Here is a 17944-nt window from a genome sequence, read left to right on the forward strand (position 1 = left end):
ATCCTCCCCGCACATCTACGCGGCTCTCTGACCTGGGACCAAGGTGTCGAGATGGCGCATCACACTGCCATCCGCCTTGGCACAAACATGGACGTCTACTTCTGCGACGCAGCCAGCCCCTGGCAACGCGGATCCAACGAGAACACCAACGGCCTACTACGCCAGTACTTCCCCAAGGGCACCAACCTCTCCACCTACACCGCCGACGACTTACTCGCGGCAGCACACGAGCTCAACGAACGCCCACGGAAGACGCTCGACTGGGACACCCCCGCCGAGCGCTTCGCTAAACTGCTGACTACTGAATAGACCACCCGGTGTTGCAACGACCCCCAGAAACCGCCCTATCGTGGGCCCGGTGTCGCGAGGTGGGCCCCGTCGTAAAATGCCAGCATGCATGACGACAGCGCACTCGTTGAGGCTCGGCTGAACCGGTTCGTTCGTGAACGGCTGCAGCCGGCGATCTACCGGGCCACCGCCCCGCTCACGGTCACCGCCTGGGTGGCGCCCGGGGAACCGGTTTCGCATCCGTTTGCGCCATTCGCTGCGGGTGACGCGTGGGGGCGCCCGTGGGGAACCGTCCGGTTCCACCTGACCGGGCTGGTACCGCCCAAATGGGGCGGCCTGGCCCAGCCGCATCGAGGTCGTCGTGGACCTCGGCTTCACCACCGCCGTGCCCGGGTTGCAAGCCGAGGGAATCGCGTACAGCCCCGATGGTCGCCTGCTCAAGGTCATTGAGTCGCTAAACCGCACGGTCACGGCGACCGATACTCGGATCGACCTCTACATCGAAGCCGCCGCCAACCCTAATATCGCCGTCGATTTCAGCTTCACCCCCACCGCGCTCGGCGACCTCGCCACCGCCGGTACCGCGCCGCTTTACCGGCTGCGGCAAGCGGATGTCGCCCTGCGCGACACACAGGTCTGGGACCTCACCCAGGACATAGTCACCCTCGACGGCTTGCGCCGCGAGCTGCCGTCGGCCCAACCGCGCCGGGCCGACATTCTGCGGGCCCTGGAACACTGCCTTGACCTGCTCGACCCCGACGACGTGGCCGGCACGGCCCTGGCCGGTCGGGCCTCGAGCTTCACCGCGGCACGCTGACCTCGCAGGCCCGCACCAAGCGCGGCAACCGGCGCAGCGAACACCTGCTGCGGGAGGCAGAATTGTGGGCCACCACGGCTGTTGTTCGGGCGGGGCGGAGGGTCCACGCGCGGCCCTCGAGAACGCGTGGCGGACGGTGTTGCTGCACCAGTTTCATGACATTCTGCCGGGGTCATCGATCACCTGGGTGCACCAGGAGGCGGAGCGCGAGTATGCGCGGGTCGCGCCCACCCTCGACGGCTGGGTGCTGACGAACCGGCACGTGCGGGTGACAATCGATCCCGACGGTGTGTTCAGCTCGATCTACGACCGCCACGCCAATCGCGAAGTGGTCCCGATCGGCGCGCGGGCCAACCTGCTCACCCTGCACCGGGATACTCCCACCCAAGGGGACGCCTGGGACCTCGACACCCCCGCACGCCCGAATGTTCGAGGCTCTCACTGACGCCGAATCGGTCGAGAAACTCGACGGGTTGCCTATCGGCCGAGCGGGCGTGCGCATCCATCCGGCGGTGGTGATCGAGGCCGTGAAGCCTGCCGAAGACGACAGTGGCGATGTCATCCTGCGGGTCTACGAGGCGCACGGAACCCGGGCTGGAGCGCGGGTCATCCGCTCGTTCGATGCGACCGGGGCCTTCGAGACCGACCTGCTCGAGCGCCGCGTCGCCCCGAACGCCATCCGAGCGAGCGATGACGCTGCCCGGACGCTGGAGCTGCGCCCGTTCCAGCTGCTGACCCTGCGCTATCAGCGCACGTAACCCCGGTAAAAGTTACGACACGCCGTTAACACCCCTCAACCGACACGGCGTGTCGCATATTTACCGGCAGAACGTACCAGCTTGGCGGGTTAGACCAACAGCTGGTGCTTGGCCAGGTCGCGATAGAGGGGAGTGGAGACCACGAGTTCGGAGTGGGTGCCCACTCCCACGACCTGGCCGTGGTCGAGTACCACGATCTGGTCGCTGTCGACGACGGTCGACAGGCGGTGCGCGATCACGATGAGGGTGCGGTCGGCCGCGACGGCGTCGATGGCTTCCCGCATCATCTGCTCGTTCTTACCGTCGAGGCTCGACGTCGATTCGTCGAGCAACAGAATGGGCGGTGCCGCGAGCAGCGCCCGCGCGATCGCGAGCCGCTGGCGTTCGCCGCCGGAGAGTTTCACTCCCGACTCGCCGACCGCGGCGCCCAGTCCGGCCGGGTCTCGGTCGAGCACCTCGCCGAGGTTGACGGCGTGCAGCACCTTGATGCAGTCCTCGTCGGTGGCGTCGGGGGTGGCCAGGGTGAGGTTGTCGCGCAGTGATCCGGCGAGCACCGGGGCGTCCTGCTCGACGTAGCCGATCTGCGCGCGCAGGGCGGTGCGATCCAACGAGCGGATGTCCAGCCCACCCAGCCGCACGGTGCCATCGGAGACGTCGTAGAACCGTTCGATCAGGGCGAGGATTGTGCTCTTGCCGGCGCCGCTGGGGCCGACCAACGCCGTGCGCAGGCCGCGCGGTGCGCTGAACGACACATCCGTGAGCACCGGGCGCGGGCCGGTGGCCGCCGCCGAGTCTGCCGTGTCGTCGACCGGGCTGGCGGCATCCGTTGCAGCGTCGATCTCCACCGGCGCGACCGCGTAGCCGAAGTGCACGTTCTCAAAGCTGATCGCGGCGGCCTCCGGGCGCACCTTCTCGTTGGCGGCGCCGACGGTCATGGCGAGAGGGGCGATCTCGCGGTCGAACTGGTCCTCGGCGGGCAGGTCGATGATCTCCTGGATGCGACCGAGCGCACCGAGCGCCGAATTGACCGAGGTAATCGCGCCGAAGAACTGGCCGAGCGGCATGATCATGAGGAACAGAAACAGGATGAACGCCACCAGATCGGCGATCGTGATGGCGTCGCTTGCGACCCGAAATCCGCCGACGCCGAGCACCACGAGAAATGACACCTGCATGGCGATGCCGGCGATCGGAACGACGAGGGCACTGATCTTGGCGACCTTGATTCCCATGCGCCAGGCGCCGCGGGCGTCCTCCTCAATGACGGCAACCTCACGTTCGGTCGCGTTGGAGGCACGCACGGTGCGAATGGCGCTGATGGCACGCTCGACGCTCGCGGCGAGGTCGCCGACCTTCACCTGGGCGGCGGTGCTGGCGGTGCGAATGCGCTGCGACAACAGTGTGACGGTGACGACCGACACCGCGATGACGAGCACGGTGAGGCCGAGCAATACCGGGTCGATGATGAGCATCGCAATGAGCGCGCCGATGAAAGTGAGCGACCCGCCGATCGCTTCGACCAGCCCCTGGGTGAGTACCGCACGCAGCAGGGTGGTGTCGCTGCCGACGCGGGAGACGAGGTCGCCGGTGCGGCGCGCGTCGAACTCGCTGATCGGCAGGCGCAGCAGGCGACTGACCAGTTTGCGGCGGCTGGAGAGCACGACACCCTCGCCGGTGCGCTGCAGCAGATAGTGCTGGTATCCGCTGATCAGCCCCGAGATCACGACGAGCGCGATGAGTGCACCGACGAGGGACCCGAGCGGATCATTGGCCTGCACGATCGTGATGACCTGGCTCACGAGCAGCGGCTGAGCGAGACTGGCGGCGGCGCCGAGCACGCTCAAAACGATGACGACGCTGAGCACCTTCTTGTGCTCGAACAGGTAGGGCAGCAGCTGGCTGAACTTGGCGCGCGGCCCGGTGGGAGCTGGGCGGCCGCGTCGGCCGCGGGGAGGCTTCACAGCGGTCGGGGAAACGGATGAAGCAGGAGTTCCAGGCACACGAGTAGCGGTAGTCACTTATAAATCTTAACCGCCATCGCTGCGAACAATCCCCAATGTCCGGCGTGCGGTCTACAGTGGGGAACTGTGCCAGACCCTGTCATCGTCAGTCAGAATCTCGTCAAGCGCTACCAGGATTTCGTCGCCGTTGACGGCATCAGCTTTGAGGTTGCGCCGGGGGAGTCCTTCGGGCTGCTCGGCCCCAACGGTGCGGGAAAATCTACGACGATGCGCATGATCGGTGCCGTCTCCACCCGAACCGGCGGTGAACTGCGCGTGCTCGGTCTCGACCCCAACGAGTACGGTCCCGAGATCCGTTCGCAGCTCGGCGTCGTGCCGCAGGAGAACAACCTCGACCTGGAATTGAAGGTGCGAGAGAATCTGCTGGTCTACGGTCGCTACTTTGGGCTGCCGCGCGCCCGGGTGGCTCGCCGCGCCGACGAACTGCTCGAGTTCGCCCAGCTCGCCGACAAGGCCACGCATAAGGTCGACGACCTCTCCGGCGGCATGAAACGGCGTCTCACCATCGCCAGGGCCCTCATCAACGACCCGCGCCTGCTGCTGCTCGACGAGCCCACCACGGGCCTCGACCCGCAAGCGCGCCATATTCTGTGGGACCGCCTGTTTCGCCTGAAGGAACAGGGCACGACCCTGCTGGTCACCACCCACTACATGGACGAAGCCGAACAACTCTGCGACCGCCTCGTCGTCGTCGACCAGGGCCGCATCATGGCCGAGGGTTCCCCGGCCGACCTCATTCGCCGCTACTCTTCCCGCGAAGTGCTCGAGGTGCGGTTCGGTTCCACCCAGAATGCCGAGGTCGCCGAACGCATTCAGGGGTCTGGCGAACGGGTCGAGGTGCTGCCCGACCGCATATTGGTCTACAGCGACAGCGGTGAGAAAGAATTAGAGCGGATGACCGCGGCCGGCCTCCGCCCGCTCACCAGCCTCGTGCGTCGCTCCAGCCTCGAAGACGTGTTTTTGCGGCTCACCGGCAGAAACCTGATCGAATGAGGCAGGTGAGTGACGGCATCCGCTCTGCTGCGCTCGCTGCTGCGGTCGCGGGCGCGGCGCGTACCCGGCGCTACGGCTCCTGGTATGTGGCCGAGCACCGGTTTCGGGTGATGCGGTCGTACGCCCAGACCGTGCTGTTCACCGCTGTCGGCAGCCCGCTGGTCTACCTCTACGCGATGGGCGTCGGCCTGGCCAGCCTCGTCGACGGCAATCTGGGCGACAACGCCGTCAACGGGGTGAGCTACCTCGCGTTCCTGGCGCCGGCGCTGCTCGCGAGCAGCGCTATCGCGGTGGCCTCCGAAGAGTTCACCTACCCGATCATGCTCGGCTTCAAATGGAATCCCACCTTCTTCGCCATGAACGCGAGCTCGATACAACCGGGCCAGATCATCAACGGCATCGTCATCTCGGTCGCCGCCCGCATGGTGCTGACCTGCACCATCTTCTACGTTTTCATGCTGGTCTTCGGTGCGGCGCCCGGCCCGCTCGGGTTCGTCGCGGTGCCGGTGGCGTTGCTCACCGGCCTGGCTTTCGGCGCGCTCGTGATGGCCTACACGGCCACTCTCAAAGACGACACCGGCCAACTCGCCATGGTGCAGCGATTCGTGATTTTGCCGATGACCCTCTTCTCCGGCACGTTCTTTCCCCTCGACGTGCTGCCGCGGTACCTGCAGTGGATCGGCTGGATCTCTCCGCTCTGGCACGGCACCGAACTGTCTCGTGTCTTCGCCTACGGCATGCCCGAACCGATCTGGCTGAGCCTCGTGCACGTGCTGTATCTCGCCGTACTGTTGGCCGTCGGCTGGGTCTGGGCCCGCCGCCTCACGGTGCGGCGGCTCAACAAATGACCCGCCCCAACCTGTCGCCATCGACGCTCGCGGCCGCCACTGGCACCGCGCTCCTCTTCGGCAGATTCCCTGTCGGAAAGTACTACTCCGGCAACGCGCGCAGCGTGATGGCGCGCGGGTGGCGGGCGACCCGCAGCACCAACTCCCTCGTCGTGATGAGCGGTATCGTCGAGCCCATCTTCTACCTGCTGTCGATGGGCCTCGGCCTCGGGGCGCTGATCGGCCAGGTGCAGACCGAAGACGGCCAGCGTGTGCCTTACGCTGCCTTCATCGCGCCGGCCCTGCTCGCGGTGGCAGCGATGAACGGCGCCATCTACGACTCGACCTGGAATGTGTTCTTCAAAATGCAGTTCGCCAAGCTCTATGAGGGCATGCTGGCGACCTCGCTCGGCCCGCTCGACGTGGCGCTCGGCGAGATTTCGCTCGCGCTGGCGCGTGGGCTGCTTTACGCAACCGGATTCATGCTGGTGATGCAGGCGCTCGGGCTCAACCTGTCCTGGTGGGCGCTGCTCGCCCTGCCGGCGGTGCTGCTCATTGCGTTCGGCTTCGCCAGCGTGGGCATGGCGGTCACGAGTTATCTGAAGACGTTCCAGCAGATGGACTGGATCAACTTCGTGCTGCTGCCGATGTTCCTGTTCTCCGCCACGTTCTATCCGCTCAGCGTCTACCCGCAGGGCATCCAGTACGTGATCCAGGCGTTGCCCCTCTGGCACGGCGTTGAACTGGTGCGCGCCCTGACCACCGGCCAGGTGAATGCCGGGCTGCTCTGGCATGTGCTCTACTACGCCGTGATGATCGCGGTCGGCCTGTTCCTGACGACCCGCCGACTGCGCGCCCTCTTCCTCGATTAACGCGCGAGAGCGGGAAAATTGCTGCCTCGAGTCCTTCGAAGCAACAATTTTCCCGCTCTCGGGTCGTGCTTAGCGGTGCAGGTCGAGATCCTTCGTTTCGCGGCTCAAAACCAGCGCGATCAGGGTGATGACGGCCATGATCGAGAGGTAGATGCCGACCCAGAAGGGGCTGCCCTCACCGAGGGTCCACAGCCAGACGGCGATGAACGGTGCCACGGCAGCGCCGAGGATCGAGCTGACGTTGTAGGCGAACGCCGAACCGGTGTAGCGCACGTTGGTCGGGAACAACTCGGGCAACAGGGCGCCCATCGGACCGAAGGTCATGCCCATGAGCGAGAAACCCACGATGAGGAACAGCATCACGCCGGGGAACCCGGCCCCGAGCAGCGGCACGAAGAGAAAACCGAACACGACGATGAACAGGGTCACGATGATGAGCGTCTTACGACGTCCGTGCCGGTCGGCCCACGGGCCGGAGGCGAGGGTGAAGATTCCGAAGAACACCACGCCGGCGATCATCATGAGGATGAAACTGTTGTAGGTGAATCCGAGACCCGGAACCGCGGCATCCGTTGCGGCGCGACCGTAGCTGAGCGTGAACGTAGTCATCAGGTAGAACAGCACGTAGGTGGCGAGCATGATGAACGTGCCGAGGATCAGTTCGCGCCAGTTGGACTTGAACACCGCCGCGAGCGGCAGCTTCTCGACCCGGTCGGCCTTGACGACCTTGGTGAAGACGTCGCTTTCGACCAGGCGCAGACGCACCCACAGTCCGATGATCACCATGACCGCCGAGAACAGGAACGGGATACGCCAGGCCCATTCGAGGAACGCCTCGGACGGGCGGGTCGGGTCGGTCGACGGCAGGGCCAGGGCGAGGCCGAGGAACAGTCCGTTGGCGATGATGAAGCCGAGCGGGGCGCCGACCTGCGGGAAGGTGCCGTACCAGGCACGTTTGCCGACCGGGGCGTTCTCCGTCGCGACGAGGGCGGCGCCGCTCCATTCGCCGCCGAGGGCGAAGCCCTGGGTGAGGCGCAGGATGACGAGCATCAACGGTGCCCACCAGCCGATCATGGCGTAGGTCGGAAGCAGACCGATCAGGAAGGTCGCGATTCCCATCGTGAGCAGCGCGCCGACCAGGGTGGCCTTTCGGCCCTTGCGGTCGCCGAAGTGACCGAAGAACAGAGCGCCGATCGGGCGGGCGACCATGGCGGCACCGAAGACCGCGAAGGAGGCGAGCAGCGCCGTGGTCTCATTGCCGGTGGGAAAGAACAGGTGCGGGAAGACAAGTACCGCGGCGGTCGCGTAGACGTAGAAGTCGTAGAACTCAATGGTCGTGCCGATGAGGCTGGCCATGATGACCCGACTCTTCGGATTAAGAGGTGTGGTCGGCGTCGAAACTGACGCGGTCGTTGCTGACATGAGGGTGGAACACTCCGGTGGGATGGCTGAGCGCCGACGAAACCCGCAAGTCGATCAGACTTCCCGCAGCAGCGTGTACGCACGAATAGTAGTGTGGCCGCCTGTAGAGGTCACAAAATACCTTACCGCCGGGACTGTTGCCCGCTGAACCAGTTACTTCCAGAGCACCGCGATGACAACGTTCGCGAGGGTCAGGGCGCCGATGGCCCAGAGCACGAGCGACGACACGCTCGGCTTCTTGCGATTTACGATCACGAGCACGGTGATCACAATGAGCACGAGCAGCTTGACGCCGATCTTGGCATTGTCGATGTGGCCGAGCGAGCCCATTTGGATGATGCCCACGAGCAGCAGGCCGGTGACCAGCTGGGTCAGCGCACCGTGGAACATCGCGGCGACGATCGTTCCCTTGCCGGCAATGATCGGCTTGATCTGCACGAGAAAGCCGCCGAGCAGCGAGGCAAGGCCGACGAAGTGCAGAATGAGCAGAATGTTGCGTAGAAGGTCCATGCGTTCAGCCTAGGCACTCAGACGCACCGCGAGTTACCCGATGTGGTCGCGCAGCTCCCGCAGCACGAGCGCGGTAGCCAGCGCAGCGGATGCCGCCTCCTCGCCCTTGTCCTCCCTGGATCCGGGTAGCCCGGCCCGGTCGAGGCCCTGCTGCTCGTCGTCGAGGGTCAACACGCCGAAACCCACGGGCTTGCCGGTGTCGAGGGCGACGCGGGTGAGGCCATCCGTTGCCGCATTTGAGACGAACTCGAAGTGGGGGGTGCCGCCGCGAATGATCACGCCGAGGGCGACGACCGCGTCGGCCCCACTTTCGAGCGCGACCTTGCAGGCGACGGGCAGTTCGAAGCTGCCGGGAACGCGCACGAGGGAGAACTCCGCCTGGCTGGCTTCGAGTACCCGGGTGGCGCCGGCGATGAGGCCGTCGGTGATGACATCGTGCCACTGCCCGGCCACGATGACGACGCGCAGGCCCCGTGCGTCAACCGTGATTGTGGGTCCTGTTCCAGCCATTAGGCGATTCCGTTCATGATTTCGGCGTTCGTGATGTGGTGACCCATGCGGTCTCGCTTGGTGGCGAGGTATTCCTCGTTGTATTCGCCGATGCCGACGACGAGCGGCACCCGCTCGCTCACGGCGACACCGTGCAGCTCGAGCTGTCGCACCTTCTCGGGGTTGTTGGTGAGCAGTCGCACCGAGTTCAAGCCCAGATCGTGCAGGATGCTGCTGGCCGCGCCGTAATCGCGGCTGTCGATGGGCAGACCGAGCGCCACGTTCGCATCGAGGGTGTCGAGGCCGTCTTCCTGCAGTTCGTAGGCGCGCAGCTTGTTGATGAGGCCGATGCCGCGGCCTTCCTGACCGCGCAGGTAGACGACCACCCCGCCCTCCTCCTGGATGATGTCGAGGGAGGCGTCGAGCTGCGGCCCGCACTCGCACTTGAGCGAGCCGAAGGCTTCGCCGGTGAGGCATTCGGAATGCACCCGCACGATGGCGCCGTCGACCGGGGTGCCGGCGACGAACGCCACGTGGTCGGCGCCGGTGGAGCGATCACGGTATGCGCGCACCCGGAAGGCGCCGTGGCGGGTGGGGACGGTGGTTTCCACCTCGAAGTCGACCCGCGGCGCTTCGGTGAGCGGGGCGATGGTCGGCAGGGCTTCGTTGGGATGAACCTCGTTGAGGTAGCTGATCAGGTCTTTGATCGTGATGACGAGCAGTCCTTCGCGCTCACCGAGTTCGAGCAGGCCGGGCAGACGCATCATCTCGCCGTCCTCGGCGACGATCTCGGCGATCGCCGCGACCGGAAACAGGCCGGCGAGTTTCATCAGGTCGACGCCGGCTTCGGTGTGTCCGCCGCGCTCGCGTACGCCGCCGTCGCGGGCTCGCAGCGGCAGGATGTGGCCGGGGCGGTGCAGGCTCGCCGGGGCCGACTGGGGATCGGCCAGCACGCGAAGGGTGTGGGCTCGGTCGGCGGCGCTGATGCCGGTCGACAGCCGGTCGGCGGCGTCGACGCTCACTGTGTAGTTGGTGCCGAGCGGGTCTTCGTTGTTCAGCACCATCACCGGCAGGTCGAGCTGGTCGGCGATTTCGTTGGTCATCGGGGCGCAGATGAACCCGGAGGAGTAGCGCACCGTCCAGGCGATCCATTCCTGGGTGGCGAGCTGGGCGGAGATGATCACGTCGCCCTCGTTTTCGCGGCCCTCGTCGTCGGCGACGATGACCGGTCGGCCGAGGCGCAGGGCGTCGAGTGCGGAGGGAATATCGGCGAGGCTCATGATGCGCTCCTTGTTTCGGGGTGGGAATTGTGGGTCGCGCGAAGGTCCAGCATCCGCTCAACGTGTCGGGCCAGAATGTCGGTTTCGAGGTTGACGCTGTCGCCGACCTGGCGTTCGCCGAGGGTGGTGGCGGCGAGGGTCTCGGGAATGAGCGACACCTCGAACCATTGGCTGGCCTCGGCGGCCGGGCTGATATTGCTCACGGTGAGGGAGACGCCGTCGATGGCGATCGAGCCCTTGCCGACGACGAGTGGCGCGAGTTCGGTGTTCAGGCTGAACCGCAGCACTCGCCAGGCGTCACCCGGCGTGACGGCGAGTACGGTGCTCGTGCCGTCGATGTGGCCCTGCACGATGTGACCGCCGAGACGGTCGCCGACGAGGGCTGCGCGTTCCAGGTTGACCGGCGCGCCGACGCGGGCGTCGGACAGCGTTGACATCGACAGGGTCTGCGCCATCACGTCGGCGGTGAACGTGTCGGCGGTGCGTTCGACCACGGTGAGGCAGACGCCCTGCACGGCGATGGAATCACCGTGGCCCACGCCCTCGACGACGAGCGGGCCGCGAATGGTGAGGCGGGCGGCATCCGCTGTGGTCTCGATGCGCTCGATCTGACCGAGCTCCTCGATGATTCCGGTGAACATGGGGTTCCTTAGTTGGTGCGAGGCCGGGCGACGAGGCGAATATCGTCGCCGAGCCGGTCGAGGGAATAGATGGAGAGGCGGCGCTGCTCGCCGATGGTGGACACGCCCAGATCGGTGATGGCGAGCCGCGGCCCGCCGATCAGGGTCGGTGCGAGGTAGATGAGGTATTCGTCGACCAGCCCGGCGGCGACGAAGGCGCTCGCTACGGTCGGTCCGCCCTCGATGAACACGCTGCGCAGGCCCCGCTGGTGCAGGTTGGTCAGCAGTCCCGGTAAGTCGAGCCCGTCGAAAAACAGTGGCTGCTGTGGGTGGTGCAGCAGGGCAGCGGATGCCGGCACCTCACGGCGGCCGACCACAACGGGCACCGGCTGCCGGGGGAGCAGCCCGCCGTCAGCGCCCCGCGCGGTCAGGGCCGGGTCGTCGGCGAGCACGGTGCCGGTGCCGACCAGAATCGTGTCGCAGGCCGCGCGGCGCCGGTGCACGTCGAGGCGGGCATCCGGCCCGGTGATCCAGCGGCTGGAACCGTCGGCGGCGGCGGCGCGCCCGTCGAGGCTCGACGCCCATTTAAGTGTGACGAACGGGCGGCCGAGGCGAGCGGCCACGAGCCAGTCGCCGAGGAACGCCTCACCGTTCTCGGCGAGCAGGCCGCCCTGCACCCCAATGCCGGCGGCACGCAGCCGTTCCGCGCCGCCGCAGGAGTGCTCGCCGGGGTCGGTCACCGAGTAGACGACGCGGGCAACACCGGCCTCGATCAGGGCCAGCGCGCACGGACCGGTGCGGCCGACGTGGTTACACGGTTCGAGCGTGACGACGACGGTGCTGCCGCGAGCGCCGCCAGGAGCGAGCTTCGACAGGGCGTCGACCTCGGCGTGGCGGCTGCCGGCGCCGCGGTGCCAGCCTTCGGCGAGCACGTCGCCGTGCGCGTTCAGAATGACGCAGCCGACCCGCGGGTTCACCCCGGTGGCGGGGCCGTGGGTGGCCAGTTCGAGGGCACGGAGCATGGCGCCGTGCAGCACCGACCGATCCAGGCCGACTGCCGCTTTGTTGGTCATCCCGCCCTCATCCTGTGTCGGACGAGCTCCGGGGGGTATGGGGGTACGCAGACGCGCACAAACCCGTCGGTCGACCGTAGGAGCCAACCAACTCGTGCGCCTCCCGTCCGGACTTTAACCGTCGGTGCTGGAATTTCACCAGCTCAACCGTTTCGCCCCTCAAACCTTCTCAAGGAACTAACGGGTCGCGGACTCTAACCGCCGGTTCGGATTTACACCGACCCCGGAGCACGTGTTGTACTTCTATTTATAGTGCAACACCGTACGCTCCGGCGTATTCCGTTCAATATCCGATCAGGGTGCCTCGACCAGGGCGCGGGCCGTGCTCTCATCGACGAACAGGTCGGTGATGAGCCGCGCGGCCAGGGCTCCGCGCAGGCTCGCGAGTTTGGAGCGGCCGGCCACAACGCAGATGCGGCGTGGGGTGCGACGCAGCACGGTGAAGTCGGGGCCGGTCGAGCGTTCGTTCAGGGTGATGCCGTCGGTCGAACCGTCGGCGCGGTAGAACACCGTCGCCACATCACCGACCACGCCGGCCGTGCTGAGCGCATCGAATTCGGCCTGTTCGAGGTAGCCGCCGGCGTAGACGCGACTGATCACACCGGAGAAGGGGGAGCCGAGGCCGAACAGGGCGATGTCCATGGTGGCCTGCATGTCGATCAGGCGGCTGATGCTGCGTTCGCGCCACAATGCCTGTTTCGTTGCCGGGTCGTCGAAGAAGGCGGGTACCGGAAACTGCTGAACGTGAGCGCCGAAGGCCGTACCGAAGCGGCCGAGAATCTCACTCGCGTAGCCGAGACCGGTCGTGCGCATGTTTCCGGCGCCGTTGAGCTGCACGACCTGCGAGTTGTGGGTCTGTTTCGGGGTCACGTGCCGGCTGATCGCGTTCATGGTCGAACCCCACGCGATGCCCATGGTCATGTTGGAGTCAAAGTATTGGCCGAGAATCCGTGCAACCGAGAGCGCCACGCGCTCCAGCCGGTCGACGTCGCTCGCGCTGTCCGGAACCGGAACCACGTGTGCGGTGACCTGGAATCGGGCTTCGATCTGCTGCTCGAGGTGACTCGGGGCATCCAATGGCGACTTGATCTGAATGTTCACCAGACCGGTCTCCCGGGCGTGACTGAGCAGGCGGGAGACCGAGGAACGGGAGGTATGCAACTCCTGCGCTATGGCCTCCATCGTGAGGTCCTGCAGGTAATACAGGTGCGCCGCGGTGAGGGCATCGCGGCTGCGATCGGACTGCACTGGATCGGTAGCGTAGGTCACGGCGGCTCCTTGCACGTATGTTCAATCCGATTGAGAAATTGTGTCGGACTGTCAGACTGAATCTATTCATACGGCCTGCCCCGCGCAAATCACGGGCCGGCCCCGAGACAGAGGTGACAACAATGTCGTTCTTAAACTCACAGACGTCAACCGCGATCTCCGACCGCCCCCGCGCCCAGGTGCTCATCATCGGCGCCGGCATCAACGGCATCGCGACCTTCCGTGACCTGGCCCTGCAGGGCGTTGACGTGGTCATCGTCGAGAAGAATGACTTCGTCTCCGGAGCCTCCTCGGCCAGCTCGCACATGATCCACGGCGGCGTGCGGTACCTTGAAAACGGTGAGTTTCGCTTGGTGAAGGAATCGGTCGAGGAACGCAACGGCCTGCTCAAGATCGCACCGCACTACGTCAAGCCGCTGCAGACGACCATTCCCATCTTCTCCACCTTCTCCGGAGTGATGGCCGCGCCGCTGCGCTTCGTCACCCACAAGCAGGGCGCCAAGCACGTCGAGCGCGGTGCCATGCTGATCAAAATCGGCATGATGATCTACGACGCCTTCTCGCGCGACGGCGGAACGGTGCCGCGCCACGAATTCAAGGGCCGCACCAAGGCGCTCGCTGCCCTGCCGCTGCTGAACCCGGGCCTCAAGTACACGGCCACCTACTACGACGCCGCCATGCACGACCCGGAGCGCCTCGCCCTCGACGTGCTGCGCGACGGCCTCGACGCCGGCTTGCACGCCCGCGCCGCCAATTACGTTGAAGCTGCCGGCATGACCGAGAACGGTGTGCTCCTGCGCAACTCGATCACCGGTGAAGAGTTCACCTTCCAAGCGGATGTCGTCGTCAACACGAGCGGGCCGTGGACCGACCTGACCAACACGGCTCTCGGCCAGCCGAGCACCTTCATGGGCGGCACCAAAGGTTCGCACATTGTGCTGGACAACCCTGAGCTGCTCGCGGCGACGGGTGGTCGCGAGATCTTCTTCGAGCATGAAGACGGCCGTATCGTGCTGATCTACCCGCTCAAGGGACGTGTTCTGGTCGGCACCACCGACCTCGAGCACGACATGACCAAGCCGATTCGTTGCACCGAAGACGAGATCGACTACTTCTTCGACCTGGTCGCGCACGTTTTCCCAACCGTTCCGGTCGACCGGTCACACATCGTGTTCCGCTTCGCCGGTGTGCGCCCGCTGCCTCGCCACGACGAGGAAGCCCCCGGTTTCGTCTCCCGCGACTACCGCATCGAGTCGCGTCCGCTGCCCCGCACCGGAGCCGCCGACGGCACCCTGCTCAGCCTGGTCGGCGGCAAGTGGACCACCTTCCGCGCTCTGGCCGAAAACCTGAGCACCGACATCCTGACGTTGCTCGGACTGCCGCGCACCGTCTCGACCGAGGGGCTCGCCATTGGCGGCGGCCGCGATTTTCCGGCCACCGAAGCCGCCCACCTGGTTTGGGTCACCGCGCACGGCGATGAGGTCGGTGCCGACCGTGCGGCCGCCCTGCTCTCCCGCTACGGCACGCGCGCGAGCGAGGTCATCGACTTTCTGACCGACCCATCGAGTGAACCGGATGCCCCGCTCCGCCACAACGCCGCCTACACCCGACGCGAGATCGAATTTCTCGCCGGGACCGAGAGCGTCGTGCGCCTGATCGACCTGCTCCTGCGTCGCACCAGCATGGCCTTCGTCGGTGCCGTCACCACCCCGTTGATCGAAGAACTCGCACTCGTCGTCGCTCCCGTTCTCGGCTGGGACGCCGGGCGCCGAGCCGAGGAGATCGAGCTGACCCGCGGCATCCTGATCGACGTGCACGGGGTCGACCTCGCCCCGGTCAGTTCCGGCTCGGTCCTCACCTCGTAGTACCCGCACCGGCCGGCAATCTGCACGAACGTGCAGCGAAAACCGGCCGGTGCCTGCCCGGGCGCCGATACGTTTTTAAGCACGCCAGAACGATCGCCGCACTCGACAACAAGGTCGGTCGGCGCACGCAACACCCATCTGAAAGGTCAATGTGGACAATCTCGGTGTCGTCTTTATGTCAGAGGTCGTGGGAACGGCCATCCTCGTCTTGCTCGGCTGCGGCGTGGTCGCCAACGTCGCACTCGCCAGGAACAAAGGCTTCGGCGGCGGCTTTCTCATGGTCACCATCGGGTGGGGCCTCGCGGTCTACGCCGGAGTCATCGCCTCATACAACTCAGGCGCCCACCTGAACCCGGCCGTCACCCTCGGCCTCGTCGCGAGCGGAACCGACACCTTCGGGTCCGGGGTGCCGGTCAACGTCGCGTCAACGCTCGTCTACATCGGCGCGCAGCTGATCGGCGGTATTCTCGGTGCCGTGGTGGTCTGGCTGGCCTACAAGCAGCACTTCGATCAGGAACCGGAACCGGCCAATAAGCTCGGTGTCTTCTCGACCGGGCCGGCCATCCGGTCCTACGGCTGGAACCTCGTCACCGAGATCATCGGCACCTTTGTGCTCGTCTTCGTTGTCATCGGCTTCGGCCGCAACGGCGACGCCGGCGGCCTCGCCGCTCTCGGTGCGCTGCCGGTGGCTCTGCTCGTGATCGCGATCGGCGCATCGCTCGGTGGACCGACCGGTTACGCGATCAACCCGGCTCGTGACCTGGGCCCCCGCATCGCGCACTTCCTGCTGCCGATCAAGGGCAAGGGGTCCAGCGATTGGTCCTACTCCTGGGTTCCGGTCGTCGGTCCCATCATCGGCGGCGTCGTCGCCGGCGCGTCTTCCGGCGTGCTCATGCCCATCCTGGGCTGAGCCGGCCGACGCAGGCCGCAGCATCCGTTTCTATACTTAATTCCCACCTGGAACAACAAAGGAGTTACACATGGCCAAGTATGTTCTCGCCATCGACCAGGGAACCACGAGCTCCCGCGCCATCATCTTCGACAAGGCCGGGTCGATCATCTCGACCGGGCAGCTCGAGCACGAACAGATTCTGCCGCAGGCCGGCTGGGTCGAGCACGACCCCAAGGAGATCTGGGACAACACCCGTGAGGCCATCGGGCAGGCGTTGTCGAAGGCCAACATCACCCGCCACGACATTGAAGCCGTCGGCATCACCAACCAGCGCGAAACCGCTGTCGTCTGGGACAAGAACACCGGCGTGCCCGTTTACAACGCCATCGTCTGGCAGGATACCCGCACCCAGTCGATCGTCGACCGCCTCGCGGCTGACGGCGGCGTCGAACGGTTCAAGAACAAGGTCGGCCTGCCGCTGGCCACCTACTTCTCCGGCACCAAGATCGTCTGGATTCTCGAAAACGTCGAGGGGGCACGCGAGAAAGCGGATGCCGGCGACCTCCTGTTCGGCACCACCGATTCCTGGGTGTTGTGGAACCTGACCGGCGGCACCGAGGGCGGCGTGCATGCGACCGACGTCACCAACGCGAGCCGCACCATGTTCATGGACCTGGAAACCCTGCAGTGGGACGACGAGATCCTCGCCGTCTTCGACGTGCCCAGGTCGATGCTGCCCGAGATCAAATCGTCATCCGAGGTCTACGGCATTGCGAGCGGGCACAGCCTGCTGCGCGAGGTGCCGATATCCGGCATCCTCGGCGACCAGCAGGCGGCGACCTTCGGCCAGGCCGCCTTCGACCAGGGCGAGGCGAAGAACACCTACGGCACCGGAAACTTTTTGATCTTCAACACCGGCACCGAGATCATCCACTCCAAGAACGGCCTGCTCACCACCGTGGGTTACAAGCTCGGCGATGCTCCGGTGCACTACGCGCTCGAAGGCTCGATCGCGGTGACCGGCTCACTCGTGCAGTGGATGCGCGACCAGCTCGGCATCATCAGGAACGCCTCCGAGATCGAAGACCTCGCCAAGACGGTCACCGACAACGGCGGCGCCTACTTCGTGCCGGCCTTCTCCGGCCTGTTCGCGCCGTACTGGCGCTCCGACGCCCGCGGCGCCCTGGTCGGCCTCACCCGGTACGTCAACAAGGGCCACATTGCCCGTGCGGCCCTCGAGGCCATCGCTTACCAGACCCGCGAGGTGCTCGACGCGGTCAACGCCGACTCCGGTGTGCCGCTGACCGAGCTCAAGGTCGACGGCGGAGCCACGGCCAACGACCTGCTCATGCAGTTCCAGGCCGACATCATCGGCGTGCCGGTCGTGCGCCCGGTCGTTGCCGAGACCACCGCCCTCGGCGCCGCCTACGCCGCCGGCCTGGCCGTCGGCTTCTGGAGCGGCCTCGACGACCTGCGCTCCAACTGGCAGGAAGATGCCCGCTGGGAGCCCGCCATGGACAAGGAGGAGGCCGCCCGCCTGCTGCGCAACTGGAAGAAAGCCGTCACGAAGACCCTCGACTGGGTAGACGAAGACGTGCGGTAACCCGCACCAGACCGATCCGGCGTTACGGCCCGGCCCGCGCCTCTGCGCGGCCGGGCTTTCGGCATCGTCCGTGTTCCTCTCCTCGTGCGCACTCTCTCCGTGGCTAATTCAGGAAATCCGTTGGTATGGCGGCCGGTGGGCCGCGGATCTGCGCGGCCAGTTCCCTTCGACCCCGAGAATTTCCTGAATTGGCCACGGCACGGGCGGGGAACCTCGGGGGACGTGCCGAGCGCCGCATCCGTTCACCCTGGCAAGTGCCAGGATCGGGCCTCCCGCGTGGGCCGGACGGCCAAGACCGGTCTGCACGAACCTGACGGGGGCCAATTCAGGAAATCCTCCTGCACA

General features: G+C 66.1%; 17 protein-coding genes, 1 pseudogene and 1 riboswitch. Of the genes and pseudogenes, 10 read left to right on the forward strand and 8 right to left on the reverse strand.

Annotation, left to right across the window (positions count from 1 at the left end; translation table 11 throughout):
- The 4 genes and pseudogenes from BMW72_RS12695 to BMW72_RS19605 form a co-directional block, all read left to right on the forward strand.
- Positions 1-309, forward strand: a 309-nt coding sequence (locus BMW72_RS12695) for an IS30 family transposase (protein WP_139175914.1), incomplete at its 5' end; no start/stop codon positions are given.
- A gap of 340 nt (positions 310-649) precedes the next feature.
- Positions 650-1105, forward strand: a complete 456-nt coding sequence (locus BMW72_RS19590) for a hypothetical protein (RefSeq protein WP_338419435.1) — start codon at positions 650-652, stop codon at positions 1103-1105.
- Positions 1069-1526, forward strand: a pseudogene (locus BMW72_RS19720) (glycoside hydrolase family 38 C-terminal domain-containing protein); the annotation flags it as partial. The gene BMW72_RS19590 and the pseudogene BMW72_RS19720, both read left to right, overlap by 37 nt.
- A 4-nt stretch (positions 1527-1530) precedes the next feature.
- Positions 1531-1863, forward strand: coding sequence for a glycosyl hydrolase-related protein (locus BMW72_RS19605; protein WP_241988513.1), 333 nt, complete (start codon positions 1531-1533; stop codon positions 1861-1863).
- Positions 1864-1952: 89 nt separating this feature from the next.
- On the opposite strand, the gene BMW72_RS12705 is transcribed toward BMW72_RS19605, so the two are convergent.
- The gene (locus tag BMW72_RS12705; RefSeq protein ID WP_092111115.1) at positions 1953-3824 is read right to left on the reverse strand and encodes an ABC transporter ATP-binding protein; all 1872 of its coding nucleotides are present in this window, start codon (positions 3822-3824) and stop codon (positions 1953-1955) included.
- Between the two features lie 126 nt (positions 3825-3950).
- On the opposite strand from BMW72_RS12705, the gene BMW72_RS12710 reads away from it, so the two are divergent.
- Genes BMW72_RS12710 through BMW72_RS12720 form a run of 3 tightly spaced genes read left to right on the forward strand, consistent with a single transcriptional unit; the run spans position 3951 to position 6576 of the window.
- Positions 3951-4877, forward strand: coding sequence for an ABC transporter ATP-binding protein (locus BMW72_RS12710; RefSeq protein ID WP_092111117.1), 927 nt, complete (start codon positions 3951-3953; stop codon positions 4875-4877).
- Entirely contained in the window at positions 4874-5725 is an 852-nt protein-coding gene (locus tag BMW72_RS12715; RefSeq protein WP_092111119.1) for an ABC transporter permease, read from the forward strand. Before BMW72_RS12710 ends, BMW72_RS12715 begins: the two co-directional genes overlap by 4 nt.
- On the forward strand, positions 5722-6576 hold the full coding sequence (locus BMW72_RS12720) for an ABC transporter permease (RefSeq protein WP_092111121.1): 855 nt from the start codon (positions 5722-5724) through the stop codon (positions 6574-6576). Before BMW72_RS12715 ends, BMW72_RS12720 begins: the two co-directional genes overlap by 4 nt.
- A 69-nt stretch (positions 6577-6645) precedes the next feature.
- Here BMW72_RS12720 and BMW72_RS12725 read toward each other — a convergent pair whose 3' ends face one another.
- The 7 genes from BMW72_RS12725 to BMW72_RS12755 form a co-directional block, all read right to left on the reverse strand.
- Positions 6646-7998 carry an MFS transporter gene (locus BMW72_RS12725; RefSeq protein ID WP_198410960.1) on the reverse strand — a complete coding sequence of 451 codons (1353 nt, stop codon included), beginning with the start codon at positions 7996-7998 and terminating at the stop codon, positions 6646-6648.
- Positions 7999-8151: 153 nt separating this feature from the next.
- Positions 8152-8508 carry a hypothetical protein gene (locus BMW72_RS12730; RefSeq protein WP_092111125.1) on the reverse strand — a complete coding sequence of 119 codons (357 nt, stop codon included), beginning with the start codon at positions 8506-8508 and terminating at the stop codon, positions 8152-8154.
- Positions 8509-8541: 33 nt separating this feature from the next.
- Positions 8542-9018: a 6,7-dimethyl-8-ribityllumazine synthase gene (ribH, locus tag BMW72_RS12735; RefSeq protein ID WP_092111127.1), complete on the reverse strand. Its 477-nt coding sequence runs from the start codon at positions 9016-9018 to the stop codon at positions 8542-8544.
- Positions 9018-10277 carry a GTP cyclohydrolase II gene (gene ribA, locus BMW72_RS12740; RefSeq protein ID WP_092111129.1) on the reverse strand — a complete coding sequence of 420 codons (1260 nt, stop codon included), beginning with the start codon at positions 10275-10277 and terminating at the stop codon, positions 9018-9020. Before ribA ends, ribH begins: the two co-directional genes overlap by 1 nt.
- Positions 10274-10918 (reverse strand): riboflavin synthase, encoded by a 645-nt coding sequence (locus BMW72_RS12745; protein WP_092111131.1) that lies wholly within the window; start codon positions 10916-10918, stop codon positions 10274-10276. Before BMW72_RS12745 ends, ribA begins: the two co-directional genes overlap by 4 nt.
- An 8-nt stretch (positions 10919-10926) precedes the next feature.
- Complete coding sequence (gene ribD, locus BMW72_RS12750; RefSeq protein WP_241983804.1) at positions 10927-11970, reverse strand: bifunctional diaminohydroxyphosphoribosylaminopyrimidine deaminase/5-amino-6-(5-phosphoribosylamino)uracil reductase RibD; 1044 nt, start codon at positions 11968-11970, stop codon at positions 10927-10929.
- A 91-nt stretch (positions 11971-12061) separates the two neighbouring features.
- Positions 12062-12205: riboswitch (FMN riboswitch) on the reverse strand.
- Positions 12206-12264: 59 nt separating this feature from the next.
- Positions 12265-13239 carry a sugar-binding transcriptional regulator gene (locus BMW72_RS12755; RefSeq protein ID WP_370448731.1) on the reverse strand — a complete coding sequence of 325 codons (975 nt, stop codon included), beginning with the start codon at positions 13237-13239 and terminating at the stop codon, positions 12265-12267.
- A gap of 122 nt (positions 13240-13361) precedes the next feature.
- Between BMW72_RS12755 and BMW72_RS12760 the strand changes: the two genes are divergently transcribed.
- The 3 genes from BMW72_RS12760 (at position 13362) to glpK (ending at position 17599) form a co-directional block, all read left to right on the forward strand.
- Positions 13362-15104, forward strand: coding sequence for a glycerol-3-phosphate dehydrogenase/oxidase (locus BMW72_RS12760; RefSeq protein WP_092111133.1), 1743 nt, complete (start codon positions 13362-13364; stop codon positions 15102-15104).
- Between the two features lie 175 nt (positions 15105-15279).
- Positions 15280-16014: an MIP/aquaporin family protein gene (locus BMW72_RS12765; protein ID WP_092111276.1), complete on the forward strand. Its 735-nt coding sequence runs from the start codon at positions 15280-15282 to the stop codon at positions 16012-16014.
- Between the two features lie 70 nt (positions 16015-16084).
- Positions 16085-17599, forward strand: a complete 1515-nt coding sequence (gene glpK / locus BMW72_RS12770; protein ID WP_092111135.1) for a glycerol kinase GlpK — start codon at positions 16085-16087, stop codon at positions 17597-17599.
- Positions 17600-17944 lie beyond the last annotated feature (345 nt).

This window comes from Cryobacterium luteum (assembly GCF_900110125.1).
In the GTDB taxonomy this organism is placed as follows: domain Bacteria; phylum Actinomycetota; class Actinomycetes; order Actinomycetales; family Microbacteriaceae; genus Cryobacterium; species Cryobacterium luteum.